Annotated in this window: 22 protein-coding genes, 5 tRNA genes and 1 other annotated feature; of the genes, 16 read left to right on the plus strand and 11 right to left on the minus strand. The window is 63.0% G+C overall.

Annotation, left to right across the window (positions count from 1 at the left end; genetic code table 11):
• Window positions 1–16: 16 nt before the first annotated feature.
• From HPY44_15310 to HPY44_15335, 6 genes are all read right to left on the minus strand, one after another.
• Window positions 17–93 (minus strand) — tRNA-Arg (locus tag HPY44_15310).
• Window positions 94–140: 47 nt separating this feature from the next.
• Window positions 141–216, minus strand: a tRNA-His gene (locus tag HPY44_15315).
• Between the two features lie 19 nt (window positions 217–235).
• Window positions 236–311, minus strand: a tRNA-Arg gene (locus HPY44_15320).
• Between the two features lie 40 nt (window positions 312–351).
• Window positions 352–427: transfer RNA gene (locus HPY44_15325), tRNA-Gly, on the minus strand.
• 19 nt (window positions 428–446) lie between these two features.
• Window positions 447–524: transfer RNA gene (locus HPY44_15330), tRNA-Pro, on the minus strand.
• Between the two features lie 88 nt (window positions 525–612).
• On the minus strand, window positions 613–837 hold the full coding sequence (locus HPY44_15335; protein NSW57381.1) for a cold shock domain-containing protein: 225 nt from the start codon (window positions 835–837) through the stop codon (window positions 613–615).
• A gap of 724 nt (window positions 838–1,561) precedes the next feature.
• Here HPY44_15335 and ffh point away from each other — a divergent pair.
• The 12 genes from ffh to HPY44_15395 all read left to right on the plus strand — a co-directional run bounded on the left by ffh (window position 1,562) and on the right by HPY44_15395 (window position 9,612).
• Entirely contained in the window at window positions 1,562–2,896 is a 1,335-nt protein-coding gene (gene ffh / locus HPY44_15340; GenBank protein NSW57382.1) for a signal recognition particle protein, read from the plus strand.
• Window positions 2,897–2,935: 39 nt separating this feature from the next.
• The gene (gene rpsP / locus HPY44_15345; GenBank protein NSW57383.1) at window positions 2,936–3,220 is read left to right on the plus strand and encodes a 30S ribosomal protein S16; all 285 of its coding nucleotides are present in this window, start codon (window positions 2,936–2,938) and stop codon (window positions 3,218–3,220) included.
• A gap of 42 nt (window positions 3,221–3,262) precedes the next feature.
• Window positions 3,263–3,571: a KH domain-containing protein gene (locus HPY44_15350; protein NSW57384.1), complete on the plus strand. Its 309-nt coding sequence runs from the start codon at window positions 3,263–3,265 to the stop codon at window positions 3,569–3,571.
• Window positions 3,572–3,659: 88 nt separating this feature from the next.
• Entirely contained in the window at window positions 3,660–4,136 is a 477-nt protein-coding gene (locus HPY44_15355; protein NSW57385.1) for a YlqD family protein, read from the plus strand.
• 19 nt (window positions 4,137–4,155) lie between these two features.
• Window positions 4,156–4,659, plus strand: coding sequence for a 16S rRNA processing protein RimM (gene rimM / locus HPY44_15360; GenBank protein NSW57386.1), 504 nt, complete (start codon window positions 4,156–4,158; stop codon window positions 4,657–4,659).
• The gene (gene trmD, locus HPY44_15365; protein NSW57387.1) at window positions 4,659–5,420 is read left to right on the plus strand and encodes a tRNA (guanosine(37)-N1)-methyltransferase TrmD; all 762 of its coding nucleotides are present in this window, start codon (window positions 4,659–4,661) and stop codon (window positions 5,418–5,420) included. Before rimM ends, trmD begins: the two co-directional genes overlap by 1 nt.
• A 10-nt stretch (window positions 5,421–5,430) precedes the next feature.
• The gene (gene rplS, locus HPY44_15370) at window positions 5,431–5,925 is read left to right on the plus strand and encodes a 50S ribosomal protein L19 (protein ID NSW57388.1); all 495 of its coding nucleotides are present in this window, start codon (window positions 5,431–5,433) and stop codon (window positions 5,923–5,925) included.
• Window positions 5,926–6,056: 131 nt separating this feature from the next.
• Window positions 6,057–6,641, plus strand: coding sequence for a signal peptidase I (gene lepB, locus HPY44_15375; GenBank protein ID NSW57389.1), 585 nt, complete (start codon window positions 6,057–6,059; stop codon window positions 6,639–6,641).
• 111 nt (window positions 6,642–6,752) lie between these two features.
• A complete protein-coding gene (locus HPY44_15380; protein NSW57390.1) occupies window positions 6,753–7,517 on the plus strand; it encodes an SDR family oxidoreductase in 765 nt (254 codons plus the stop codon).
• 16 nt (window positions 7,518–7,533) lie between these two features.
• A complete protein-coding gene (locus HPY44_15385) occupies window positions 7,534–8,691 on the plus strand; it encodes a metallophosphoesterase (GenBank protein ID NSW57391.1) in 1,158 nt (385 codons plus the stop codon).
• A 15-nt stretch (window positions 8,692–8,706) separates the two neighbouring features.
• Window positions 8,707–9,198 carry an SsrA-binding protein SmpB gene (gene smpB, locus HPY44_15390; GenBank protein ID NSW57392.1) on the plus strand — a complete coding sequence of 164 codons (492 nt, stop codon included), beginning with the start codon at window positions 8,707–8,709 and terminating at the stop codon, window positions 9,196–9,198.
• Window positions 9,199–9,228: 30 nt separating this feature from the next.
• Complete coding sequence (locus HPY44_15395) at window positions 9,229–9,612, plus strand: response regulator (GenBank protein NSW57393.1); 384 nt, start codon at window positions 9,229–9,231, stop codon at window positions 9,610–9,612.
• A gap of 92 nt (window positions 9,613–9,704) precedes the next feature.
• On the opposite strand, the gene HPY44_15400 is transcribed toward HPY44_15395, so the two are convergent.
• Window positions 9,705–10,199 carry an adenylyltransferase/cytidyltransferase family protein gene (locus HPY44_15400; protein NSW57394.1) on the minus strand — a complete coding sequence of 165 codons (495 nt, stop codon included), beginning with the start codon at window positions 10,197–10,199 and terminating at the stop codon, window positions 9,705–9,707.
• A gap of 234 nt (window positions 10,200–10,433) precedes the next feature.
• On the opposite strand from HPY44_15400, the gene HPY44_15405 reads away from it, so the two are divergent.
• The 4 genes from HPY44_15405 (at window position 10,434) to HPY44_15420 (ending at window position 17,595) form a co-directional block, all read left to right on the plus strand.
• On the plus strand, window positions 10,434–12,362 hold the full coding sequence (locus HPY44_15405) for a hypothetical protein (GenBank protein NSW57395.1): 1,929 nt from the start codon (window positions 10,434–10,436) through the stop codon (window positions 12,360–12,362).
• Between the two features lie 73 nt (window positions 12,363–12,435).
• Window positions 12,436–13,971: an MFS transporter gene (locus tag HPY44_15410; GenBank protein ID NSW57396.1), complete on the plus strand. Its 1,536-nt coding sequence runs from the start codon at window positions 12,436–12,438 to the stop codon at window positions 13,969–13,971.
• 138 nt (window positions 13,972–14,109) lie between these two features.
• Window positions 14,110–14,338: a binding site (T-box leader), on the plus strand.
• Between the two features lie 50 nt (window positions 14,339–14,388).
• Entirely contained in the window at window positions 14,389–17,043 is a 2,655-nt protein-coding gene (locus HPY44_15415) for a valine--tRNA ligase (protein ID NSW57397.1), read from the plus strand.
• A 12-nt stretch (window positions 17,044–17,055) separates the two neighbouring features.
• On the plus strand, window positions 17,056–17,595 hold the full coding sequence (locus HPY44_15420) for a hypothetical protein (GenBank protein ID NSW57398.1): 540 nt from the start codon (window positions 17,056–17,058) through the stop codon (window positions 17,593–17,595).
• 84 nt (window positions 17,596–17,679) lie between these two features.
• On the opposite strand, the gene HPY44_15425 is transcribed toward HPY44_15420, so the two are convergent.
• The 4 genes from HPY44_15425 to HPY44_15440 form a co-directional block, all read right to left on the minus strand.
• Entirely contained in the window at window positions 17,680–20,631 is a 2,952-nt protein-coding gene (locus HPY44_15425) for a DUF5060 domain-containing protein (GenBank protein ID NSW57399.1), read from the minus strand.
• A gap of 123 nt (window positions 20,632–20,754) precedes the next feature.
• Complete coding sequence (locus HPY44_15430; protein ID NSW57400.1) at window positions 20,755–21,612, minus strand: GNAT family N-acetyltransferase; 858 nt, start codon at window positions 21,610–21,612, stop codon at window positions 20,755–20,757.
• An 82-nt stretch (window positions 21,613–21,694) separates the two neighbouring features.
• The gene (locus tag HPY44_15435) at window positions 21,695–23,098 is read right to left on the minus strand and encodes a trimethylamine methyltransferase family protein (protein ID NSW57401.1); all 1,404 of its coding nucleotides are present in this window, start codon (window positions 23,096–23,098) and stop codon (window positions 21,695–21,697) included.
• A 74-nt stretch (window positions 23,099–23,172) separates the two neighbouring features.
• On the minus strand, window positions 23,173–25,713 hold the full coding sequence (locus HPY44_15440; protein ID NSW57402.1) for a hypothetical protein: 2,541 nt from the start codon (window positions 25,711–25,713) through the stop codon (window positions 23,173–23,175).
• Window positions 25,714–25,793 lie beyond the last annotated feature (80 nt).

Here is a 25,793-nt window from a genome sequence, read left to right on the forward strand (position 1 = left end):
CCGCACCGGGCGAGTCTGGCGCGCCCGGGAGGATTTGAACCCCCGACCCACGGATCCGAAGTCCGTTGCTCTATTCCACTGAGCTACGGGCGCACCCAAGTGAGGCCAAACAGACGACGACCGCGTCTGCGGTAATTCATTGGGGTGGGCGATGGGATTCGAACCCACGACCGCCGGAGCCACAGTCCGGTGCTCTGCCAGTTGAGCTACACCCACCATCGAAATTGTCAACCGCTGGCGCGCCCGGCCCGGTTCGAACGGGCGACCCGCGGCTTAGAAGGCCGCTGCTCTATCCGCTGAGCTACGGGCGCACACTGGTAACCCACGTTCAGCCCGGCCGGGCAGCATGTCTGGAGCGGGCGACGAGATTCGAACTCGCGACATTCAGCTTGGAAGGCTGACGCTCTACCAACTGAGCTACACCCGCTCGGTCCTTGGCCGGGATCTGGTCGGGGCGGCCGGACTTGAACCGGCGACCTTCTGGTCCCAAACCAGACGCGCTAGCCAAACTGCGCCACGCCCCGCGGGACGAACCTAACCGAGTTCAGTATAGCTGATACCCGATTCGCCGGTCAAGCCTCCAGGTGCTTCGTCTCCACCCGTTGCCCCAGGCTACCAGCCGCCACCCGAACCCTCGGAGATCACGCGAACGTTGTCTGCCCGCGGGCCCTTCGGGTGCTCCACGATGTCGAACTCCACCTCGGCGTTCTCCGCAAGGCTCCTGTAGCCTTCTCCTGCGATTCCGCTGTAGTGGACGAACACGTCCTCCCCGTTCTCCTGCTCGATGAAACCGAATCCCTTGGCGTCGTTGAACCACTTGACCTTGCCGATCGGCATGAACGATAAGCCCTCCCGAGGCGTTTGACCGTCGCCGGGAGAGCCGAGCCTGACTCCCCCGGGACGCTGCGGCCGAAAAAACGGAAAACCGGAGACAGAGCCGGTACAGCCGTCCCGGCTGCGTCTTCCGGTCATCAACGGCGCGAGTATAGCAAAGCGCTGCGGCAAGTGTCAAGCATTCATGCGCACTTGCCAGGACCATCGGTCTTGTGGAATTTGTGCCTTCCGGGGCCGAATTGGGGCCGCGCAAGCCCCTCGCTTTGAGCCCTTACCCCACACCCCGCGGAGCGAGCGACAGGCCGTTCCCCGCGCACCCCGGGTCCGGCCAGTCCTGGCTTGTGACCCATTCCCGGGGCCGGGATCCTCGGGCTGCCGTGGGAGGATAGAGGCTCACGGCTCCACCCGAAGCCTCACAGTGCACGGCACGACCCCAACACCGCGGGCACCGGACGCCGGCCACACACACGAGGCAGGCACGCCTCCCACAAGACCCGTGGGGCGAAAGCGCGCGGTTGTGTTGACAAGCCGGCGGTGGACCAATATACTGTCTCAACCGTGAGGGCTGAGGTGTCCTGGGCCTTGGACCGCCGCCAGCTGGTGCCGGCGGCTGTTTTTGTTGTGGTTGCATTTCTGGACGGGACTGCCCGCGCGGTGCGCGGAACGCAACTGCGCATCAACGCGTCCTGCGGATCAGTAAGCGCCGCGGGGCAGTTATGGTGTTTGCATGTTTGAGTCATTGACCGATCGGCTGCAGGGAGCCTTCAAGCGCCTGAGCGGCCGCGGAAAACTGGGGCAGAAGGAAGTCCGCGAAGGGCTCAAGGAGATCCGTCTTGCGCTCCTGGAAGCGGACGTCCACTACCAGGTGGTCAAAGACTTCGTCCGCGACGTCCAGAATAAGGCGCTGGGCGAGGACATTCTCAGGGGGCTCAACCCCACCCAGCAGATCGTGAAAATCGTGCACGAGGAACTGGTGCATCTCCTGGGCGACCAGGCCGTGCCCGTGAAGGATGCTCCGAAGCCGCCCACAGTCATCATGCTCTGCGGTCTGCAGGGCTCGGGTAAGACCACCACCAGCGGCAAGCTCGCGGACTATTATAAGAGGCATGGGCGCAGGCCCCTGCTGTGTGCGACCGACGTCTACCGCCCCGCGGCCATCGAGCAGCTGCGGCAGGTTGCGGCCCAGGTGGGCGTGGACGTCTATACAATGGGCGAGAATGACCCCGTCGATATCGCCCGGGCCGCGTACAAACATGCGGTCTCAGCCGGCTACAATCCGCTTATCATCGACACTGCGGGTCGCCTGCAGGTCGATGAGGAGATGATGGACGAAGCAGCGAACATCGAGCAGAGTTTCGATGAGGTCGAGACCCTGCTCGTGGTTGACGCCATGACCGGTCAGGACGCGGTCAACATCGCCCAGGGCTTCGCGAACAAACTGAAGCTTGACGGCGTGATCTTGACCAAACTCGACAGTGACACCCGTGGCGGCGCGGCACTTTCGGTGCGTGGCGTAACCGGGGTGCCCATCAAGTTTGTGACCGTCAGTGAGCGCCTGGATGGGCTCGAGGTCTTCTACCCGGATCGCATGGCCCAGCGCATCCTGGGCATGGGCGACGTGCTCACCCTCATCGAACGCGCCCAGCGGGTAGTAGACGGGGACGAGGCCCAGAAGCTTCAGCAGAAACTGATGCGGGCGGAGTTCGACCTCGAGGACTTCCGCCAGCACCTGCAGCGGGTCCGCAGCATGGGCCCCCTGGATCAGATCATCAAGATGCTGCCCGGTGCGTCACAGTTGGCCGGCATGATGCCCGACGAGGTGGACGAGAAGGAACTCGACACCGTCGACGCGATTATCAACTCCATGACGAAACAGGAGCGGTCCTACCCGGAGTTGATCAACGCCAGCCGCAAGCGGCGCATCGCCCGGGGCAGTGGTACTACGGTGCAGGACGTGAATATCGTCCTCAAAGAGTATAAGCAGTTGTCGCAGATGATGTCGAGCATGGCAAAGGGCAAGGGCTTCAACATTGGCGGCCTGCGCATAGGTCCGATGAAGTAGCCGCCACCAGGCGGGTAACGCGAAGGGAGATCACAGGTCTTGGCGACTCGAATTCGTCTCAAGAGGTACGGTTCGAAACACTCGGCTCATTACCGCGTCGCGGTGATGGACCAAAAGCGGCCGCGTGATGGACGCGCTATCGAGGAGATCGGGTATTACGACCCGAACACCGATCCGGCGACCATCCAGATTCAGCAGGACCGCGCGCAGTACTGGCTCTCCGTGGGCGCTCAGCCCAGTGAGACCGTGCAGAAGCTGTTCGCAAAGATGGGCATTGCCAAGCCCGGCAAGGCCGTCGCGGAAGAGCCGCCTGCCGAGAGCTAACCGAACCGAACCGCCGGACGCAGCCGCCCCACAATGGGGGCCATGCGCCCGGCTTCGATCCATCACTGGGTTCGGCGGCCTGCGGTCGGCGATCCGCGGAACAAATGCTGGAGGCTGCCTGTGAAGGAACTTGTTGAGTACCTAGTCAGGTCACTTGTGGATGACCCCGACCAAGTCGTGGTCACCGCTGTTGACCAGGGGCATACAAAGGTGTACCGGGTCGAGGTCGCTGAAGGCGATCTCGGGCAGGTCATCGGCCGCCAGGGGCGAATCGCCAACGCCCTGCGCACCATACTCAGCACCGTCCGCACGTCGGACGGAACCCGGCACACTTTGGAAATCGTTTCCTGACGCCCCGCGTTCCAACCCACGCGGCGACGTGTCAGCACGGCTGCGAATATCGGCGTGCCCCAGCGGCGCGCTTCCTGGAGGCCAGGCAATGGATAGTGTAATCATCCGGCGCAATGTGTTCCTGCGCGCGATTGTGACCGAGAAACTGCGCACGGACCTGCAAAACGAGTTGCAGAATGCCGCCGACGAGATCGACCAGCACATCGCCGAGATTGACGCCCAGACCCGACACTATGTGACCGATCTGCAGCGCACCGACCTGCAGCAGGCCATGGCGCTGCGCAAGCGCATCGAGGCCGAGAAGCGCAATCAGCAAGAACAACGCGACGCCCTGCTCGAGCGTAAGGCACAGGTCGCAGAGCTGCAGGACGGCACGGAAGTGCTGCGAGGCACGCTGGAGAGCTACGTTGAGCTCAAGGTCGGCGACAACCTCGCCGAGGTCCTGGGCGGCGTAGAAATCGTTACGAAGGACAATGAAGTCGTGGAGATTCGGCAGCGCCAGATTGTCGAAGAAGAGAATGCGGCGCCGGTTACGCCCATCATCACGCCCGGATCAGACCGCTGAGGGATAGCGGAGCGGACCAATGATTACCGTTGGCGAGATTGTGGCGGCGCACGGCCTGAACGGGCAGGTCCGCATCGTTCTCCATACCGACTTCCCGGAGCGTTTTACCCAGATGGAATCCATCTGGGTAACGCGGCCCAATGGCGAGCGTGCACGCCGCAAGATACTTGACGTCAGCACGCACTCAACCAAGCCGCTATTGATCCTGAAGCTCGAGGGTATCTGGAACCGAGACACGGCGATGGCCTTTGTCGGTTCCATGCTGGAGATCGACGACGATGAGGCGATGCCGCTCCCCGAGGGCGTGTACTATGAGCACGATCTCATCGGGCTGCAGGTGTTCACCACAGATGGCCGCGATCTTGGGCCTCTGACTGAAGTCCTGCGAACCGGGGCGAATGACGTCTACGTGACCCCAACCTGTCTCATCCCCGCCATTCCCCAGGTGGTGCGGGAAGTGAACCTTGATCAGCGACGCATGGTCGTCGAGCCCATGCCGGGGATGATCGACGAGGACGAATAATGCACATCGACGTGGTCACGATCTTCCCGGAGTTTTTCGATGCTCCGCTGGCGTTGAGTATTCCAGGGCGAGCACAGAACGCCGGCATCGTGAGCATACGGGCGCACAACCTGCGCGACTATGCCGATGACGCTCACCGGACCGTGGATGACGCGCCGTACGGTGGCGGCCCGGGGATGGTGATGAAGCCCGAGCCGCTCTTCAGGGCCGTCGAGAACCTGAAAGGCAGCGCGGCGGTCCCGGTTGTCTGTTTCACGCCCCAGGGCGAGACACTGACGCAGCGGGTTGTGGAGCGCCTCTCGAAGCACCCACGGCTCATTCTGCTCTGCGGCCGCTATGAGGGCTTCGACGAGCGGGTGCGCGAGGCGTTGGTCACGGATGAAGTCTCCCTCGGGGACTTCGTACTCAGCGGCGGAGAGCTGCCGGCCCTGGTGCTCATTGACGCACTCGTCCGCCTTCTTCCGGGAGCGCTGGGGAATGAGCAGTCGCCCCAGGAGGATTCCTTCTCCTGCGGGCTTTTGGAGCATCCGCATTACACGCGGCCTCCGGAATATCGCGGCATGCGTGTCCCGGATGATCTTCTGAATGGAGATCACGCCCGAGTGGCTCGCTGGAGACGGCGGGAGGCGCTCAGGCGTACCTTGCAGCGACGGCCCGACGTGCTGGCCACTGCTGATCTAACGAGCGAAGACCACCGATTACTTTCGGAACTGATGACCGAGATGCCCGGGGAGCACACCGGAGCGCCGGACGCCGAGTGAGGGAGTCAAGATGCAGGAGATACTCAACAGCGTAACTCAGAAGTACATGAAGAAGCGGGTCCCCGAGTTCAACATCGGCGACACCGTCCGCGTGATGGTGAAGGTCCGTGAGGGCGATTCCGACGAGAAGACACGCTTGCAGGCATACGAGGGCGTTGTCATCGCCCGGGCCGGCGGGGGCATCAACGAGATGTTCACCGTCAGGCGCGTCACCCACGGCGTGGGCATCGAGCGCACCTTCCCGGTGCACTCGCCCAACGTAGATGACATTCTGGTCGTCCGACACGGCCGGGTCCGCCGCGCCAAGCTGTACTACCTGCGCTCTCGCGTGGGCAAGAAGGCCCGTGTCAAGGAGCAGTCCCGGGACACCGTGCACGCCCGGCAGGAAGCCGCGCGCGCATTGGCTGACAGGTATGCCGCTGAAGATGCCGCTGAGGCCGCGGCAGCCGCCGCTGCCGAAGCAGCCGCAAAAGCAGCTGAGTCGGCCGAGACCGAACAATCCTGACGCCGATCTGACGCCGGCCCGGACCGAAGGGACACTGCATGAATGTCTATGCGTTCGAGAACACGTGGCACGTAATCGCCCTTATCGGCGGCCTGGTGCTGGCCCGCGCGGCAGTGTCGCACCTGGAGTCGATGCGGTCTCACCGTGCCGCGATTCTGGAGTTTATCGACTCGGCGCTAATTGCGGTCCTGCTTGTCTTCTGCATTCTGCGGCCCTTCGTGATCCAGGCGTTCTTCATTCCCAGCGGCTCCATGGAGAACACGCTGCAAGAGAACGATCGGATACTCGTCAACAAGTTCATCTACTACTTCCGCGAGCCCCGGGTGGGCGACATCGTGGTTTTCGACGCCCCGCCTCAAGCCTCGGATGTGAAGCGGGACTTCATCAAGCGAGTCGTGGGCGTTCCGGGCGATCGGATTGCGGTGAAGAACCACAAACTGTACCGCAACGGGAAGCCGGTAGATGAGCCGTTCATCAAGGAGCCGCCCTTGTATGTGTGGCCCCCCGGCGCCGAAGAGGGCGCCGAGGTGGTTGTCCCTGAGGGGCACGTCCTGGTTTTCGGCGACAATCGCAATGACTCCAACGACGGGCACCGCTGGGAGATCATGCGCCCGGACGGTACCTGGGAGCCGGCCCCATTCCTGCCCCGGCCCAATGTGCTGGGCAAGGCGATGCTGATCTTCTGGCCGCCCCACCGCGTGGGTCTGCTGGACTGATGCTGTTGGGCGAACTATGAGTGTTGTGTGCGGGCGATCCGGTTGCGGGTCGCCCTGCGTTTTCTGATGGGCCGGAATCCGGACTGGGACCGGCCAAGGATGAGGTGCGGCGTGCAGGAGAGGAACCTGGAGGGCATCACCGCGCTCGTAACGGGTGGGGCAAAACGCATAGGCCGCGCCATCGCCCTCAAGCTGGCCGATCATGGCGCCAACGTGATCGTGCATTACAATGTTTCGGAGCAGGAAGCCGGCCACACCTGCCAGGAGATCTTGCGACGCGGTTCGCAAGCTTGGCCCCTGCAGGCGGATCTGTCGCAACCTGACGTCTGCCGGGACCTGGCGACAAGGGCAGCCGGCATCGCACAGCCCGTTCAGATTCTGGTCAACAACGCATCGGTCTTCACCCCCGGACGGCTCGCCGATTTGTCGCCCGAGGAGTTTGACCGCAACATGCATGTTCACGCACTGGCGCCCCTGGTCCTTACACGGTGGCTTGCCGAGAACCTGCCCGACGATGCCGAGGGTAGAGTGGTGAATCTCCTCGACGCCTACATCGGGACCTATCAATTCCAGCACGCAGCGTACAACTTGAGCAAGCGGGTGCTCCTGGACCTGACTCGGATGATGGCGGTGGAGTTCGCCCCTCGATTGACGGTGAACGCGGTGGCTCCTGGGGTCACGCTACCAGGACAGGATGGCACCGGCACGGGGGAGAGAGCTCTGGTCGAGGGCAGTCCGCTCCGCGCAGGCGCGAAACCCGGGGATATTTCGGATGCCGTGCTGTATCTCATCAATGCCCGGTTGGTGACCGGCCAGGTCCTTTATGTCGACGGAGGCGGTCATCTCGTCGGCGGGACCTGGGCGGACCAGGCATGACGCGCGAGGGGGGTACATGGACCAAGCCCTGGATCTCGCGCTCTGCGCCCTGGTCGTCATCGGTCACTTGGTTCTACTTGGCACCGTCAGCAATCGGTGGCTGCTTCGGATACGCGACCAGTTACTCAAGCCCACGATCTTCGTGGCCCACACGCTGGCGTGGCTTGCGCTTCCCTGGGTCTGCATTTCTGCGATCGGATGGCGCGACCTGGACCAGGCACTGCTGTTCCAGTTGGAGGGCCGCTCGCCGCTCTGGGCCATTTGGGTCTGGATAGCGGTCCTGGCGCCGGTTGTGGGGCTGGTGCTACAGTCGATCCCGGAGCCGCGCGACTGGCTGTACACCCGTCTCCTGAGATCGGAAAGCCGCATTACGCCCATCGACCGAGCCGCATTGCGCACCTGGAAAGCCCGCGCTATCGCCCGTTGGGACATGGCGCGTGTTGAGACGGTCAACCTGGAGCTGGCTCTGCCCCACCTCCCGTGGGCATTCGATGGCTTCCGGATCGCACATCTGTCCGACCTGCACTATGATGCGGAGCTGTCCCAGGTCATACTGCAGGTGGCTCTCGAGCAGGTCCGGCAGGCGAGGCCCAACTTGATCGTGCTCACCGGGGACTCGGTGGTGACGACGGAAGCCATCGACGACTGCGCGCAGTATGTGGCGCTGCTGCGGCAGATCGCGCCGGTTGTGGCGGTCCTGGGCAACCATGACGAATGGGCCGACGCGGGAGCGCTCACGTCGGCATTCCAGAAACAGGGCGTGACTGTACTTCGCGACCGCGGGCTGCGTCTCGAGCGTGGCGGGAGCTCGATCTGGCTTGCGGGCGCCGGGGACTTCTGGTCGCCCGGCCAGCATCTCCCGACGGCCTTCGTGGGCAGGCGCGAGGGCGAATTCTGCATCCTGTTAGCCCATAACCCTGACCATATCACCGAGGCCGCCCGCGCAGGAGTGGACCTGCAGTTGTCGGGGCATACTCATGGTGGACAGATCGCGATCCCTGTGGTCGGGCCATTGGTTGCGCCATCGCGACACGGCAGGCTGTACAGCCGCGGGCTGCACCTGCGAAACGAAACGCTGCTCTACGTGAATCGCGGGCTGGCGACCCATCCGCCGGTCCGCATCGGCAGCATGCCCGAAGTCACCATCATCACCCTGCGGCCCATTTCGGACTGAGGCTGTCAAGCAACAATGCCGAAGCACAAGGACGGGAAACAATCGGATGGCGTCGTCGCGAGCAATCGCAGAGCATTCCACGACTATTTCGTGGATGACCGCTACGAGGCCGGGCTGGTTCTTGAGGGCTGCGAGGTCAAATCCCTGCGCGCTCACCATGTGAGCATCCAGGAGGCCTACGCGACGGTTGCCAATGGCGAGGTCTGGGTCCACGGGATGCGAATCTCGCCGTACGCGCCTGCCCGCGACAATCCGGAGCCGACACGAGACCGCAAGCTGTTGCTCAAGCGGCAGGAGATCCGCAAGCTCGAGCGTGCAGTGCGGGAGAAGGGCTACACCCTCATCCCACTGAAGATATACTTCAATGCCCGCGGGCTGGCGAAGCTCCAACTCGGACTGTGCCGAGGCAAGCGGCAGTACGACAAGCGCGAAGCCATCGCTGAGAGAGAGTTCAAGGTGCGGACGGAACGCGCACTGTCCGAGCGGGAGCGGGGACGGTCGCGTTGATTCGCTGCCATTCTGAAGGGACTACGGAATATGCCCCGCGTGCTCATTGCCGACGACGACCCCGGTGTGTGTGAGGCCATCCGGGCGCAGCTTGCGCTTGCAGACATCGATGCCGAGATCGCGCGCGACGGTCGCCAGACTCTCACAATGCTCTGCGAGCGAACCGTCGCGCGGAGGCCGTATGACGTGCTCATTCTCGACCTGGTCATGCCGGACATCGACGGCTGGCAGGTGCTCAAGGCCGTGAAGAACAACCCCCTGTGGTCATCGATGAAGGTGATCGTGGTGAGTGGCTACGCGGACTCGACCGAGGACCTGATGAAGATCATCGAGTATGATGGCGTGTACGTGGAAAAGCGCGCGGGCTTCGCCGAAGACGTGACCCAGGTTGTGGAGCGCGTGCTCGAGGACTGATGGCCGGCCGCCCCGTCGCGGGGAAGCTAATCTCCTGCCCCGGGTACACCCATGCGACAGCCCACAGGGCGTTCGCATGTCTTCATAAGCGCCTACCCCCGCTGCTTTGCCTGCTCAATGCGCTCGAGGATGCCGGTGGTGGAGATGCCTTCCACCGGGGGGATCAGCGCAATCTCGATGCCGTGACTTTCGGCCATGCGTCGCTCGTCCTGGTCCAGCGTGTCGAGGGTGTAGTCGCCGCCTTTTGCCCAGACGGTGGGGCGCAGTTCGTCCAGCAGGCCAACGACGCGCTTCTCGTCGAACAGGACAATCCAGGACACACTTGCCAGCCCGGACATGGTTAGCGCGCGCTCCTGCTCGTTCATGATGGGGCGCGTGGGGCCCTTGAGGCTGCGCACGGAAGCGTCGGAATTGAGCGCGAGCACCAGCATGTCGCCCAGTTCCCGGGCCTGCGCGAGATAGACCACGTGGCCGGGATGCAGGAGATCGAAGCAGCCGTTGGTGAAGACCACGCGCTCACCCCGGGCTTTGGCCTCCTCAATGATCCTGCGAACTTCATCCCTGCTACGCAGCTTCGACACATCCATCGGCGGTCCTCCACGAGATCGGCAGGTGTGACTGCCGGGGCGTTTTGCTGTCGGGCTTGACCAGACGTGCCCGAAACCTGCACAATAGGCGAAGTTTCCCGGGTACGGTTCCGCGTGATGGCGCGTGGCAGCTCGGCGCCTCTTTTCGCGTAAGCACGCAGGCCTTCCCGGAGCATCGACTGCGGCTTCCATTCTACCGTCGCCGAGACGACGCGTCCAGCGTACCCCTCTCGCATGATGTCAGATACCACACACGAAGGTCAGCGGATCACCGTCCGTGCCCTGATTCTCGGGCTCGTCACGGTAGTCGGTTTCACCGTCGCCGGCTGCTTCTCGGTGCTGTTGCGGTACGAAATCATCGGCACCGGCTATCTGCCCCGGGGCGCGCTGGCGCTGCTGATGGTCTTCGTGATTCTCAATGGTCTCGTCGGTCTGGTGTCGCGCCGCCTGAAACTCAGCCGCAACGAGATGCTTCTGATCTTCATCATGCTCCTTGCGATGGCGGCAATTCCCGGCCAGGAGTACGCTCAGCATTTCTACCTCAATATCCTCGGGATTGTCTACTACACCACCCCTGATATCGCGAAGCCCGAGATCTATCTTGACGATCTGAACCCCGCGCTGGTGCCCAGCGTGGACCGGGAGTCGCCGGAGATCAACTGGGCATTCGAAGGCGTGCCGCCCGGAAGCTCGGTTCCGTACAGAGCGTGGCTCCGCCCGCTACTGGTCTGGACCCCCTATTTCTTTGCGCTCTACTGGATGCTGCTGTGCGGTGCAGCAATTCTCGCTGCCCGCTGGGAGGACCACGAAAAGCTGCTCTACCCCCTGATGCAGGTGCCGAACGAGATGACGGAGTCGGGCAAGGGGTTCGTCAGTTCCCTGATGCGCGACAAGATGATGTGGATCTGCTTCGCAATCTGCTGTGTGCTGTACATCATCAAGGGACTGCACAGCTACTTCCCGACGATCCCTGACATAAACCTGCAGCAGACCACCCAGCGTCTCGTAGCCGGCGGGCCCGGCGTGGTATTCAACAATGTGGCGCTGCACATCTATCCTGAGATGATCGGCATCGCCTACCTGCTCACCAGCGAGGTGGGCTTCAGCCTCTGGTTCTTCTACATCTTCCGGCTGATCCAGGCGTTCTTCCGCAATCTCATCGGAATCCAGACCAACCATTACCCGTTCTTCGAGTACCAGACGGCAGGCGGTTATATCGTCCTGGCGCTGGCATTGCTGTGGTCGGCGCGCAGGCACATCGCCCACGTCTTCGGAGTCGCCTTCGGCCTGCGCCGAGAGCGCGAGGAGGACCGCGGACAGCCGTACCGGCTGGCGGCCATCGGCTTCGTGGTCTCTTTCGCGGTCATCCTGCTGTGGGCCCAACAGATCGGCATGTCCATGCTCTGGGCGGTGGTCCTGTTCGCTCTCATTCCACTCATCGGCATGGTGGTGGCCCGGGTTATCTGCGAGGCTGGAATGTTTATCTACTCCAGCCCGTTCCGGCTCAATGAGATGATATTCCGGGTCGCCGGTTCCCAGCGGATCGGCGCCGAGAACATCACCCTCATGACTGCCGCCAGTTGGGTGCAAGTGCGCAGCACCGCAACCCAGTTCATGCCCCAGGCCTTCCAGGGGCTGAAGCTGAGCTCTCTCGCGAACATGGACCGCGGCAAGATGCTGTTGATCATGGGACTGGCCGTGGCCGTCGCGATCCTCACTTCACACGTCGTCTGCCCCTACGTCATCTACACGTGGAGCGTTCCGAAGCTCGGCTGGTGGCCCAGCGGCAGCTCACTGGGCACTACCAAGAACCTGGTATCCTTCATCCTCAACCCTTCCGAGATGCGTATCGGCGATTGGGCGTCCATGGCCGGCGGCGGGCTGACTACCGTCTTCCTGGTGTTCATGCGCCAGCGGTTCCTCTGGTGGCCCTTCCATCCCGCCGGCTTTATCGCCTGGCTTGGCTGGCCTGTGGAACGTTACTGGATGTCGATCCTGCTTGGCTGGCTGACGAAAACGGTGGTCCTGCGCTTCTTCGGTTTCAAAGCTTTCGCCTCTTTGAGGCCGGCGGCGTTCGGTTTCATCCTGGGCATCTGCTTCATCCTGACCTTCTGGCTGGTCTTCCACTTCTTCATCGAAGGCCCGCCGTTGCTAATCGAGTAACCGCGGTGGCGTAGGTCTCCTGGCGCCACTGGCCATTCGGCAATGCGGGACGACGGGAAGATGAGTAAGACCCGTGCCTAACCAGATCGAGCAACAACATCCCCGACCCCTGGTGGATGACGGCGACGAACGAGTGAGCATTTGCGACGTCGAACGCCGGGCAGGGATGAACTGGATTACATGGGACGGCATTCTTGCCAGTCTCTACGTCTCCCTCACCGGCGGCGTATTCCTCACCGGCTTCGCTCTTCTCGTGGGCGCAAGCGAAGTGGCTATTGGCGTCCTGTCCGGCCTCCCCAGACTGTCCCAGCTCATGCAGCCCTTGGGCGCGTATTTCGTGGAACGCCTCCACATGCGCAAGCGCATCAGCGTCTGGGTGTTCGGCCCGGCACGAATGCTGTGGTTGCTGGTGATCCTCCTGCCTCTCATGGGCTACCACGGCGGCCCGTCACGCGTGGCGATGATCGTCCTCTTTGTGGTAGCAATCGGCTCTGCGCTCTTGTCAGGCTTCGCGGCGTGCAGTTGGCTGGCGTGGATGGCCGACCTCATCCCCGAGCCTGTGCGCGGCAGTTTTTTCGGCCGCCGCACAATGCTCGCCGGGGCCATCGGCGCGGTGGTCTGCTACCTGGCCGGGCGGTACATCGACGCCTGGAAGGAGGCCCACGGAGATCAGGACGCCCTGGGCTTCCTGATTCTCTTCGGGGTCGCCGCAGTTCTCGGGCTCGCCAGCTGGTACACTTTGATACGCTGTCCGGAACCGGAGATCGATGAAGAGCCCGAGGAAGAAGCGCGGCCTTTCATGCAAACCCTCGTGGATGCGTGGGGGAACGCCAACTTCCGGCAGCTTGTGTACTCCATCGCCACCCTCACTTTCGGTGTCTGGGTGGCAGGCCCTTTTTTCAGCGTATACATGATCGAAAACCTGAAGCTGCCCTACTCGCTCATGAACATCCTGGGCGCATTCAGTTCGGTGGGCAGCCTGATGATGGTACGCTTCTGGGGGGCGTTGAGCGATCATTTCGGTAATCGTCCCGTGATGCTCACCTGTATGCTGGGCGTCGCAATAGTCCCGCTCCTTTGGCTGCCGTGCGCGACGGGGACCTGGTGGCCGCTGATCATCGCACATTTCGCCGGCGGGGCAACGTGGTCGGGTATCTACCTGGCCCAGATGAACCTGGTCTTCAAACTCACCCCGCATTACCACAAGGCAGTCTATATCGGGATTTTCTACGCGCTGACCAATCTGCCGTCCCTCCTCTCCCCCATCCTGGGCGGCTACTTCCTTGAGCTCACCGAAGACATGTCGATCCAGATTGGGTCCTGGACGTTCATCAATCACCATTTCGTCTTCCTGGCGTCCAGCCTGATCCGGTTCATGGCGGTGCCGCTGTTCCACAGGGTCAAGGAGCCCCGAGCGAAGAAAGTGACCCATATGATGCGGGTCCTCAGCCACATTCGCAGCATGAACCCGGCCATCGGCCTGCATTACACTGTGGTGTTCATGGGCGCCGCATCGTCCGGCACGCGCAAGGCGGCGAAGGCCGTCCGGCGCACAGCGGACCGGTTGATCCACGGCACAGGGGAGCCTCCGGAAGGCGCCGATACGTGAGTTGCCGCACGCGAGCGGTCTGTGGTGGCCATCCGGTGGGCCCCTCCGAACGGCAACACCCCCAGTTCGGCCGCCCTTCCCTCCTTGACCGCCATCACCCCTTGGGCTTATACTCGCCCCGTTCGACACAGGTCTCAATAGAAGGCTGTGACGGGGAGGAGTAGGGGACCCGCAGACGGTTGAGAGAGCCGGTGACCAGGTGAAAGTGCCGGCCCGGATGCCCCCCGAAAGTCGCCCCTGAGCTGCGCGGCTGAACGGTTCAACTGCTAAGTCACGCCGGGTACGCCCGATATCGCGTCCAAGAGCCATCCCTGCGCGGGTGGAAACTGGGTGGTACCGCGGGAGCCATCGGCCTCTCGTCCCATTGGGATGAGAGGCCGTTCTTGTTTGCCGCGGACCCGCCGAAGGAGTCTGAGCATGGCGTTTGAGATGGAGAAGGCGTACGAACCACAGAATATCGAACGGCGCATCTACCAGTACTGGATGGACGAGAGGGTGTTTGACGCCAATGTCAACCCCGACAAGCCATCGTATTGCATCGTGATCCCTCCCCCCAATGTCACCGGCATCCTGCACATGGGCCATGCGCTGGACAACACCATCCAGGACCTGCTTATTCGCTGGAAGCGCATGAGCGGTTTCGAGGCCCTGTGGTTGCCCGGAACCGACCATGCGGGAATCGCCACCCAGAATGTGACTGAGCGCCTTCTTGCAGAAGAGGGAATAACCCGGCACGATCTCGGCCGCGAGGAGTTCGTGAAGCGCACCTGGCAGGTCAAGGAGAAACACCACTCACACATCGTGGAGCAGCTCAAGCGTTTCGGCTCATCCCTGGACTGGCGGCGCGAGCGGTTCACCATGGACGAGGGGCTCTCCCGGGCGGTGCGCGAAGCATTCGTGCTGCTCTGGGAGCAGGGCCTCATCTACCGTGGCGATTACATGGTCAACTGGTGCCCGCGTTGCGCCACTGGGCTGTCGGACCTTGAGGTGGAGGACACTGAAACTGCGGGGCACCTGTGGCGCATCCGCTACACCGAACCGGGCGGCGGCCCCGGTCTGGTGATCGCCACCACTCGCCCTGAAACCATGCTGGGCGATACCGCGGTAGCCGTGCACCCCGATGATGAACGCTACAAACATCTCGTGGGCAAGACCCTTATCCTCCCGCTGATGGGCCGGGAGATCCCGGTGATCGCCGACGACTACCTGGACATGGAGTTCGGCACCGGTGCCCTCAAGGTGACTCCGGCGCATGACCCCAATGACCTGGAGATCGCGCGCAGGCACAATCTGCCCGAGGTGGTTGTGATCGGCAAGGACGGCCGCATGACCGCCGAGGCCGGCCAGTACGCGGGCATGGAGCGCTACGAGTGCCGCAAGCAGGTGGTGGCGGACCTGGAGGCCCTCGGGCTCCTGGAAGGCGTCGAGGAGCACAACCATACCATCCCCCACTGCAGCCGGTGCAGCACAGTGCTGGAGCCCCTGGTGTCCACCCAGTGGTTCGTGCGCATGCGTCCCCTGGCGGACAAAGGCCTGAGAGCGGTAGCGGACGGCAGAGTGCGGTTCGTGCCTGAGCGCTGGACTAAGGTGTACCGCGACTGGCTGGAGAACATTCGCGACTGGCCGATCTCGCGGCAGCTGTGGTGGGGCCACCCGATCCCCGTATGGTACTGCGACGACTGCGGCGAGATGATCTGCTCCCGTGAGGACCCGACCCGGTGCGACAAGTGCGGGAGCACCAATCTGCGGCAGGACGAGGACGTGCTGGACACCTGGTTCAGCTCACAGCTCTGGCCCTTCTCGACTCTCGGGTGGCCCGACAAGACGCCGGAACTGGACTACTTCTTCCCCACCAGCGTGCTCGTGACGGCTTACGACATTATCTACTTCTGGGTCGCCCGGATGATCATGGCGGCCCTGCAGCTTACCGACAACATCCCCTTCCACGACGTGTTCATCCACGGACTGGTGCGCGACGAGAAGGGCCGAAAGATCAGCAAGAGCCTGGGCAACAACATTGATCCCATCGAGCTGATCGACAACTACGGCGCAGACGCAATGCGCTTCGCCCTGACCCAGCTCATCACCCACGGCCAGGACCTGAGCCTGGTGGAAGACCGGTTCGTGGGCGCGCGCAATTTCGGTAACAAGCTCTGGAACGCCTCGCGCTTCGTACTTATGAACCTGGAGAGCGCGCCGGCAGATGCGCAGATCGACCCGGCGCTGCTGACCACCGCAGATCGCTGGATTCTCAGCCGGCATCAGAAAGCCCTGGCCGAGGTGAATCGGCGGCTTGACCGGTATGATCTGGCCGAAGCCGCCGGCACGTTGTACGAACACGTGTGGAACGAGTTCTGCGACTGGTACGTGGAGCTTGCGAAGATCGCCCTGTATTCCGACGACCCGGCGCGCAAGCAGCACACCCAGGCCATGCTGTCGGACCTGCTGTCCAGCATCCTGCGGGCACTGCATCCTTTCATGCCCTTCATCACCGAGGAGATCTGGCAACGCTGGCGACCCCAGGACGGGCCGATCGCGCTGCAGGCATACCCGCTTGCGGATGACGCCCTGGTGGACGACGGGATCGAGGCAAAGATGGCGCTGATGCAGGAAGTGCTCAGTGGGGTTCGGTCGATGCGCGGCGATTTCGGGATCCCCCGCGGGACGAAGGCTGCGGTGACGCTGATTGCGCAGGATCAAACCATCGCCGAGACCCTCGCGCCCGAAGGCCCGGCCTTCCGACTCCTTGCGGATGTGTCCGAGTTGACGGTGCTGACCGCTCCCGCGCAGGCTCCTGGCGGGACCGTGCCTGGCATGGCAGCGGGAGTTGAGCTGTACCTGCACCTCGGGGACGCGGTAGACGTCGCGGCGGAACTGGCCCGGATCGACAAGCAGGTGGCGGCCGCTGAGAAGGACATCCAGCGGGCCGAGGGCAAATTGGGGAACGAAAAGTTCACCGCCAACGCGCCCGAAGCGGTGGTGGCGAAGGAGCGCGCGATCCTCGAGGAAGCCAGGGCGACACTGGGCAAGCTGAAGGCCCAGAGAGCGGCCCTGGAGGCCCTTGAGCAGTAGAGGCCCGGCGAAATGGGGGTTGTGAGAATCCGGCCGGAAGGCAAGCCAGCCAAGCCTGCACGTCCCGCGAAAGCCCGGGCTAACGGCAACGCGGACGCGGGACGGATCATGCTGATCCTTGCGGCCGGAATCGCTTTCGGCCACGTGCAGGCCGTGTGCGATGTATTCCTGCGTCGCGCTTGCGGCTGGATACCTGCGCCCGATGACATGGCCACCGTGGCTCTGGACGCGGCCCCCGGCTGGGTGCTGGCCGTGGATCAGACGCGACAGGCGGCCACGGTCCTGGGGCTCATCTGTTTCGGGTTGCTCGCCGGGCGAGACGGCTGGCAGCGGCTGGGCGCGATACTGTTGGCCCTGGGGACGTGGCGATTGACGGCCACCCTTTCCCTGCGGCTCATGGCAGGTTGGCCGGCGACCTTCGGCGGGCGGGAACTGCTCACCGCATACCCGAGCCCGGTATTCGCGCCCGTATGGATGCTGGTGTTGATTGCGCTGGGACTGATTGCTCTGGGCCTGGGCGCGCTGAAGCTGTCGCGGCATGGGAAGGGCTGAGGCGCACGCGCAAGTGGACGGGCAGGATTGCATGTCCCACCGTTGGCGACGACGCGAGGCGGATGGTCGAGACGCCGGCCAGTGCTACCCCTCCGCCTTCACCGCGTGGAAAGCCACGTCCCGGGTGAACGCGGGGGCGACGATGGGCATGTTCCCGTCCACGCACTCGCCGATCTGATTCAGGATCACCTTGCCGGCGCGGGTATCCCACCAGTCGATGCTGTAGGTGCCGTCTGTCAGCCCGCGCAGGATGCTCCGGGCACCTGAGATCTCTCCCGGAATGATCCCCTCGCGGTCGTTGTACCACGTGCTCTGCCGGTCGTGGAACCAGCCGATCACCCGGTCATCGGTGCGCAGGCCCAGCAGGTCGATGTCGGCGAAGGACGGGTCCTTGCAGCCGGTGAAGGTGTATCGGCCGATGCTGATCCAGTCCGCTCCGGTGTTCTCGAACTCGATCACATGCTCGCCCGCCGGGATGGTCACCTCATAGTCTTTGTCATAGCGGCTCTGCCAGATGCCCCACTGTTCGTAGTACTTCGTCTCCTGCCACTCACCCTCGCCCGGACCGGTTGTGAACTCCTTCTGGAAGACTTCTTCCCCATCCACCCGGATGTGGAGCACCGCGTTCGCGCTGACCGAGGCCACGCGGAAGATGAGCCTGCCCTGGCTCGGATAGGTCACGTGAAATCGCAGCGGCCGTTTGATGTCCTTCTTGCTGTCCGAGAACAGCGTCGCGGCGAAGTCCGCGTTGTGCTCCACCGTCCCGTCAGGGCGAATCGCGTAGTCCGTGTGACTGCTGGGCCCCCACCCCAGGAGCGGCTGCACAGTTATGTCCGTCCAGGGCGTCTCGCCGCTGGAAGGCACGCGCACCGGCTCGGCATCCAGGAACTCGAACCGGCACTTGTTCCACGGCACACTGTTCACGAAAGCCTTGATGGACGTGAACTCGTGATACAGGTTCTTCGGGTGAACGTACCCGTCCCAGTACCAGATGGCGGCGGTGCCGAAGCTGCGGGTCATGACGCTGGCCCACATGCCGTTGTGCAGGCTGGTGCCCAGCCCCTTCGGGTCGTGATCGGAGTCGCTGCGCTTCCAATCGATGCCGAACTCGCCCACCATGAAGGGCTTCTGCCAGTTGGTGGTGTACTCGCGCCCCAGGGACGCGATGTGCGGTGTTGTGGAGTGCCGGGTGTCGTCGCTGCCGTAGGTGTGGGCCTGGGTGTAGTCAAGCTCGGGGATCCGCCAGACCTCATCGTAGCCGTAGGTTGTGGTCACGAGATGCCCGTAGGGGTCGTTGGCTTCGAACCACTTGGCCATCTCATCCACCCAAGGCGCGGGAGCGCGCACCTCGTTCCAGAACTCCCAGGACAGGATGTGTGTATCCCAGCCCCAACGGGCCACGTAGTAACGTAAGCGCTGCTGATACAGCTTCCGTGCTTGCTCGTTTGTCCAGAAGTCCGCAGGCTTCTCGCAAGGGCCGCCGTTGGCCACGTTGTACGGGTTCCACTGCCAGCACTGGGTGTTGAAGTAGTCCGCCGCCTCCTGAAGTTCGCCGTGATACCCCAGGGCGAGCATACAGTAGATCCCGTTACGGCGGGCGCTCTCCATGACCCAATCCAACCGCCAGGCATTGTCGAGGCTGTACTTGCCCAGGCCGTAGTAGTATCCCTGCCGGTGGCCCTGGTTGGTCCATTCCAGCCCCATATTCCAGCGCACCAGCCAGATGCGCGCATAGTTGCCGCCCGACTTGCCCAGACTGGAAAACCACGTATCGTACATCCGTGTATTGTCCACGCCTGTCCAGCAGACATTCTCACCCACCGCGAAGTAGGGCTCCCCGCTGTCGAACTCCAGGTAGTGGGGCGCTTCCGGTGCGCGCCGGATGAAGCCCGGATCGGCAGACGCGTCGCAGTCGAACACCACCGGCTCGCTGGTCACGGTTCCGGTGCGATCCTTCACCGTCACCCGCACTGTGTAACGGTCCGCCGCTGGTGGTGCGAATCGCACCTTCCAGGAGGGCTCGCCCACCTTGCGCAGGAACTCGCCCCCGCCGCCGGTCTCAACCCATTCATAGGCCTGGTAGTAGAACCCCGGAACCCGCACGGTTCGCCCCTCGTCTCCTGTGAACACCGCGGTCACGTCAATGTCTTCGGGGTCGAAGGGGTTGTCGAAGGTCGCGTCCAGGTCCAGGTCGATCTCCACCAAGTTCAGGTCCTTCGGGCGCTCGGGGCTGATGGTCATTCCGCGCAAAGCCAGGGGCTTTGCGGACTTCAGTTCCACCGCCACAGAGGCGTTCATGTCAACGATGGTCTGCTCGTAGGTAGCAAGGCGCGCGGCATCGAAGGGCCGAAGAGTGACGCCGAACCGGTAGGTCTTCCCCGCCTTGAGGCCCTTGGTCTCGCGCACCTGGAACTGCGCCTGGAAGGCATTGGTGTTGAACTTGCGATTGTCCTGGAAGCTCACTCCCGTGATACCCTCACCGTCGGGCTCGATGAGCAGGCCCACGTCGCCCGGCAGCAGCCATGCGCACCATTTGATCGGATTAGCGGAAGCGATGTGGTATGGGTCAGGAAGCGTCGCCGGCAGCGCATGGCGCAGGATCGCGGAGTTCCTGTGGAGGTACAGGGAGCCTTGCCCGGCGTTCCCATCGGTGGGCAGGTCAATGGTGACCACCACTAATTCGGTATCCAGGTCCGCTGACGGGGTCAGTTCGCAGGCGATCCGCCAGCCATCGCCCGCCGGCTCGATGCGCTCGCGGAAGGCGCAGGGCTTGCCGTCGCAGTCCAGTTGTCCCTCGAAGAGCCACACGCCTTCGGCATGCGCTTCCACTTCGCGGACGCCGGAATCGTTCCCCAGCACCGCGTACGCACCGTTCCAGCCGGGCTTCACAATGCGCATCTGCACCTGCTGGCCCACGCCTTGACCGTCAAGAGTGATCCTCGTGACATTGCCCTCCGGCCCGGGCTCGATTGCGAGTTGGGCGCCGGCAATGCTGAGCGTGACTGCAAGGGCGAAAGAGAGTGCAGCGGTTCGCATGGTGGTGGTCTCCTTCGAGACGCGTGGGACGGGCACGAGTCGTGCGCCACACCATGCCCGGCACAGTGTGCTTGCGCAAGCAGCGCTGCTACCCGGAAGGACGCGGCGACCCGAGCACAGTGCTCAGCCGATCTCTGGCCCGGCAATTGCGTAGACGAGACTCGTGTCACCGGGGCAGGTGTTCGTGCCACGGAACTGCCGGATGAGATGGCGCTGTTTCTCGAAACCGAACTGGCCGACCATCTCCAGGACATGACTGTTGGCAAGCGAAATGTCCAGGAAGACCGGCTTTCCTGCGCGTGCGGCAAGGGCCGCCTGAAGCAGGGCCAGCGCTGCATCGGGTCCCGTCGCGCACCATGGGCCGATGCTGTCAGCGTGCATGCCGCGCCGGCCAAGGGTATAGCCGGCTACCTCTCCCCTGTTCAGACAGACGAAAGCGGGTGCCCCGGGATCGGCAAGCAGTGCGCGGATGACCCGGCTGCGGTCTGCTCCGAAGGCAAGGAAGTCCAAAGCCAGCACTGCGTCCAGATACGCTTCTGTGAGCGGTGCGACACAGTCCGGCACCGGGCAATCCGGCGCAATCGCCTGCCGGCGCTCGATCAGGTACTCATCCCTGAATCCGATGGTGTCATACAACTGCTTGCCCATGGGCGTCGCATCGAGCTTTACAGCATCCACACCACAGCTCTCGAGGTAGTCGATGCAGGCATTCAACAGCGCGGTGCCGATGCCTTTGCGCCGCATGTCCGGATGCACGAGAACCATGCCCACCCAGCCGAAACGGTTGTCGTAGTTGATGGTGATTGCAGTGCCCGCGTCGACACCCTCATGCTGGGCCACGAAACATCCTTCGGGCTCCCAGGCGACGAATCGCTCCCAGTCATCGGGGAGCTGGTTCCAGCCGGCCAGGTTCTTCAGCTCCATGCCGAAGGGGATGTCTTCGCGGGTGAAGGTACGGATGGTCACGGGGCTGGCGGTCATGGATCGATCTCCTGAAGGTGTGATGGGCAGCAAAGACCGACCAGACGGAACTGTTTGGACCACCACGCAGACCACTCGGGTCTCATCGCGCCAGCTGCTTCATCCAGCTTTCCTGTATAGACAGCAATTCCGCGGACTGGTCCTCCGTGAGGTACTCCGGCGCGGGCTGCGAGAGAATCTCGCGCACCCTCGCCCGGGCGCGGTCAGTCTGGGTCTGCGAGCCGGCGGTCTGCCACTCCTCGCGCCTGCCGCAGAACCCGAGAGCAGGCATGAGGAGTTCGTCCCGGAAGTGGTTGAGTGTGTGGTCATGACCCAGGTAATCTGCGGAATGGCCGATGGACGTGATCACGTCCTGCGCGATGGTCTCTTCACTCACCTCGATGCCTCGCCATGCCCGGAGCACCGCGCCCGCAATCTCGTTGCAGATCACGCCCTGCTCCGGTGACACGGTTCGCTGGGACTCAAGTTGCCCCACGCCCCAGATGATGTTCACGCCGCCAAGAGCGTTGAGAAGAGCGACCTGACCGAACTCCGCGGCAGCCTGGGCATCGGCGATCATGCTCTCGGTGCTGGCCCAGGAGGCGCTGGGCAGGCCGTGGAAGGCCGCCAGTTGGGCCCCCGCCATACCCAGAAGCCCGTTCTCCGGCGCGCCGGTGCGAGTGATGGCCCGCCGCATGTCCAGCGTGTGCGAGAAACCCAGGTTGAACACCACGGGCCGCCCGGGTTCGAGGAGCTGCAGGATCACCACGCCGCTGAGTGCTTCTGCGTTGGCAAGGGCAAGGGTGCCGGCCAGAGTCACCGGGGAGGTGGAACCCGCAGTGGGCTCGGCATTGATCATCATAGGCGCGCCGTAGCCTGAGCTCTTGATGAACAGCTCCAGTGCCGGCTGGGACCAGTGCAGCGGACTGATGATGGTATAGCCGAAACTGGTGATTGGGCGCTCGCGGAAGGCCACGCCGCCCAGGAGCACCGAGGCCATCTCCAGAATCGCCAATGCACCGTCCGGCGTGTAGATGCATGGGCGCAGGTGCTTGCGAGTATTCTCGGCGAGCAGGCGAAAACCCACGAAATCCCGACTCCACGGGGGATACTCGGAGATCGTGGGTGCAACGGCGGAAAAGACGTTCTCGAGGTGATCAGTGACCCGGGTCCAAGCCACGAAGTCCGGCTCGGTGAGCGGCCTGAATCCCGACTCGTCCATGATGTGCAGGGCGTTCCCCGTCCAGAACATGGGTTGCGCACCGGGGCCCACCGATGCATGGGAGCCGTCCACCGCCCACAAGTCGAAGCGCGTGGGTGCAAGCTCCAACATTTCTGCGATGAGGGGCTCGGGTATACGGACCACATCCGCGTCAATACCCGGGGTGCAGCCGCCCTTGAGGAGAAGTTCCTGGACGCGGGGCACGGCCACCTTGATGCCGGTCTGCGCGAGGATCCGTAGCGAAGCGTCATTGATCTGCACGATCTGGTCTCGGTTTAGCAGCAAGACAGGTACCTCCAGGCGGTGGTTCAGCGCCATCTCATGTACTACAAAGGTGCCGGACGCGGGCGGCGGCGCGTTCAGTTCTCGAAGTACGGTTTCAGCATGATGTAGTTGAGCGCCGTCTGCGTTCCCGGCTCAGCATCCGCGTCCGTGAAAGTCACTGTGAACGAAGGCGCGGTGGCCCGGAAACGGATATGGTGCAGGTTGATCCGCGCCAGACCGTCATTCTCCTTCTTCGTGCCGGAGTTGCGCCTGTCCACAAAGACGTAGGACTGCTCCGGGATGATCTCCGCGCCGTCGCCCAGGATCGCGCTAAGTTTGTGCTGCTTCGGTTCAACTCTGCGCTCCACCATGTCTTTGTAGTCTGCGGTCACGAACTGGAGCGTGTAGATCTTGCCCGGCGTCAGCCCCACAGCGGTCTGAGAAAGGGTGTTGGCCTGCCCCTCGCCCCGGGTGAAGACACAGAAGCTGTCGCCCGTACCGCTGGGAGCGCCCCAGCGTGCCTGACTGCCTTTCCCGTACCCGGGGAAGCTGTCGGCCCGCAGCCCCTCGGGAGGGTCTGCGGTCCAGTTCTCCAGGCCATTCAGGAAGTCGCAGTTCCTCAGGTGTCCCGGCGAGTAGGTATACCCGTACGCCTTCGAGAGCATCTCCGTCTCGCCCTCGACACAGTAGTGGCGCAGCAACGCGAAAGACCAGCGGTAAAGCTCCTCGTCGTCATAGTAGCTTCCCCAATAGCCCGTCATACCCAGGTTCGCAAACGCTGGATGGTTGGCCACCAGGTTCAGCTGCATATCGAGGTAGTACTTGTAGTCCACCTCGGGGTTCACGTCCAGGGAGATGATGGGGATCTGGTTGAAGTTGCCGAAGATCATCCCCGTGCCGGCAGCCACATTTGGAAAATACTCGGCGAACCGCTCCATAGTGTCGACAACGCGGTCCTTGAGATAACTGACGGCGTCCTCCTCAGTGGGCCGGCTGTGGCAATAGGCTTCGAAAAGCAAACGCCCCCGTCCTCGTGAGGCGTTCAGTGATGCGCTGATAAAGTCATTGTGCATCCCAGGCAGCCCGGGTTTGCCGACAATCCAGGTGTAGATCAGCCGGTTTTCGGGGTTCTCCAGGAGGCGCAACGCCTGAGTGTAGTGTGCCAGGCCGGGACGGGCGAAGAACTGTTCGTCAGCGGTGAACCCGTCGTACCAGGGTGCGGTCATGCCGGGGCTATTCGACATGCGCTCCACCAGATCCGCGGCGTCCTTGGGGTTAGTGGTACCCACGTTGGCCAGCCACTTCAACCCCATTTTGCGCACGTCCGGGCGGTGCTCTTCGGGGATATTGCCGCCGTTGAGCGTGGTCACGGCCTTGAAGATGTGCTTCACGTGGAAGTCCCAGTCATACTTTCCGTTCTGCGGAATCTGACTGTTGGCGCAGGCAGGATAGTTGAATATCTCGGCGATAGATCGGACCACGATCCTCCCACCAGAAGCCGCTCCGCTGACCGTGAGATCGTGCGTCCCCCGGGGCAATTCGCGGAAGGCTTCCTGCCGGTCGGTGGTCGCAGTGATAACGGTGTCTCCAGCGCCAAGGACGACGCTCAGCCCTGGGTCATCGGCTTCAGTCTCGGCCTTGATGAATACCCAGCCGTCTCGGACGGTGCTGAACCGGAACCGCTGCTCGTCTGCGGTGGCCTGCAACGGCCGCGCCAGGACTTCGGTCACCAGGTTGTTCAGCCTGCGGTGGCCTGAGACATCCACATCGGGGACTTCCACCAATGTGATGACGTGAGAGGTGTCGAAGACCTTGTCCCCCGTAGCGCGGTCTACCACAGCCACGTCTAGCCGGTGGTCTCCAGCGGCCAGCCCCGACAGGTCGACGCTGTTGCGGTTCTGCTCAAGCGGATAGGTCCGAACCGTCTCGCCATCGATGGTGTAGATGCAGTCGTAGTCTGCAGGAGCACGATCCAGCAGGCCGAAGAAGTGGAAGGTCATTTTGGGATCGGCCAGAGGGATCTTGTTGAGCAGGGGTTCCCAGGCCACAAGCCGCGGCTGGTTCTGTTCGAGCAGCATCGGTGACGCCGAGCTGCCGGCAAGCGCCGCCTCGCTGATGGCCTCCAGCTTCACCTGGGCGAACCGTATCTCGCCAACATAATCGATGGCGAAGATCGCCACCCCGTACACGCCACCCTTGCTTTCTTGAAGCACGAATGTCTGCTCCAGGTACTGCCAGCCGTCGGTGTTCTCGGGGAACGACCGGATGCCATGCTCCTTATACCAGCCGTTATCGTGGACGATGATGCCGCAGTGACGGCTCTTGAAGCCCGTGGTCTTCACATACGCGCTCATCTTGTACGTCTCGCCTGCGATGAGCTGCTGGTCATGCTGGCGGCAGGTGGAGCTGATCCCTTTGAGGCCGTCCGGGTTGGTGAACACCAGGGCTCCAGTATTGCCGGGCCCGCCGGTGGGGTCGTAAGCAGTGTTGCTTCCGCCCTTTTCCCAGAACATGGGGAAGCTGAGTTGTTCGGCCTCGAAGGCGCCGTTGATCAGCAGATTCTCGCCGGGTTTGACCGCCGCGAAGCCAATGCTCACGGATAGAATAAGTGTCGACAGGAGAGATGTCTTCAGCATGTGGTTCTCCTTCTGTGCGGAGTCGGGCCAGTATGGATCGCCAGGCGGTATTTCCGCTTCGCAGCGACGCTCCCCTTCGA

The organism is Armatimonadota bacterium, assembly GCA_013314775.1.
Taxonomy (GTDB): Bacteria; Armatimonadota; Zipacnadia; order Zipacnadales; family JABUFB01; genus JABUFB01.

What these genes read in the sequence shown, in the direction of transcription:
- trmD (NSW57387.1), top strand. Translation starts at nt 4,659, where the DNA reads ATGCACATCGACGTGGTCACGATCTTCCCGGAGTTTTTCGATGCTCCG.
- ffh (NSW57382.1), top strand. Translation starts at nt 1,562, where the DNA reads ATGTTTGAGTCATTGACCGATCGGCTGCAGGGAGCCTTCAAGCGCCTG.
- lepB (NSW57389.1), top strand. Translation starts at nt 6,057, where the DNA reads ATGCGGTCTCACCGTGCCGCGATTCTGGAGTTTATCGACTCGGCGCTA.
- smpB (NSW57392.1), top strand. Translation starts at nt 8,707, where the DNA reads ATGCCGAAGCACAAGGACGGGAAACAATCGGATGGCGTCGTCGCGAGC.
- HPY44_15425 (NSW57399.1), bottom strand. Translation starts at nt 20,631, where the DNA reads ATGCGAACCGCTGCACTCTCTTTCGCCCTTGCAGTCACGCTCAGCATT.
- HPY44_15430 (NSW57400.1), bottom strand. Translation starts at nt 21,612, where the DNA reads ATGACCGCCAGCCCCGTGACCATCCGTACCTTCACCCGCGAAGACATC.
- HPY44_15395 (NSW57393.1), top strand. Translation starts at nt 9,229, where the DNA reads ATGCCCCGCGTGCTCATTGCCGACGACGACCCCGGTGTGTGTGAGGCC.
- HPY44_15440 (NSW57402.1), bottom strand. Translation starts at nt 25,713, where the DNA reads ATGCTGAAGACATCTCTCCTGTCGACACTTATTCTATCCGTGAGCATT.
- rplS (NSW57388.1), top strand. Translation starts at nt 5,431, where the DNA reads ATGCAGGAGATACTCAACAGCGTAACTCAGAAGTACATGAAGAAGCGG.
- HPY44_15335 (NSW57381.1), bottom strand. Translation starts at nt 837, where the DNA reads ATGCCGATCGGCAAGGTCAAGTGGTTCAACGACGCCAAGGGATTCGGT.
- HPY44_15385 (NSW57391.1), top strand. Translation starts at nt 7,534, where the DNA reads ATGGACCAAGCCCTGGATCTCGCGCTCTGCGCCCTGGTCGTCATCGGT.
- HPY44_15405 (NSW57395.1), top strand. Translation starts at nt 10,434, where the DNA reads ATGATGTCAGATACCACACACGAAGGTCAGCGGATCACCGTCCGTGCC.
- HPY44_15420 (NSW57398.1), top strand. Translation starts at nt 17,056, where the DNA reads ATGGGGGTTGTGAGAATCCGGCCGGAAGGCAAGCCAGCCAAGCCTGCA.
- HPY44_15400 (NSW57394.1), bottom strand. Translation starts at nt 10,199, where the DNA reads ATGGATGTGTCGAAGCTGCGTAGCAGGGATGAAGTTCGCAGGATCATT.
- HPY44_15415 (NSW57397.1), top strand. Translation starts at nt 14,389, where the DNA reads ATGGCGTTTGAGATGGAGAAGGCGTACGAACCACAGAATATCGAACGG.
- HPY44_15350 (NSW57384.1), top strand. Translation starts at nt 3,263, where the DNA reads ATGCGCCCGGCTTCGATCCATCACTGGGTTCGGCGGCCTGCGGTCGGC.
- HPY44_15355 (NSW57385.1), top strand. Translation starts at nt 3,660, where the DNA reads ATGGATAGTGTAATCATCCGGCGCAATGTGTTCCTGCGCGCGATTGTG.
- rimM (NSW57386.1), top strand. Translation starts at nt 4,156, where the DNA reads ATGATTACCGTTGGCGAGATTGTGGCGGCGCACGGCCTGAACGGGCAG.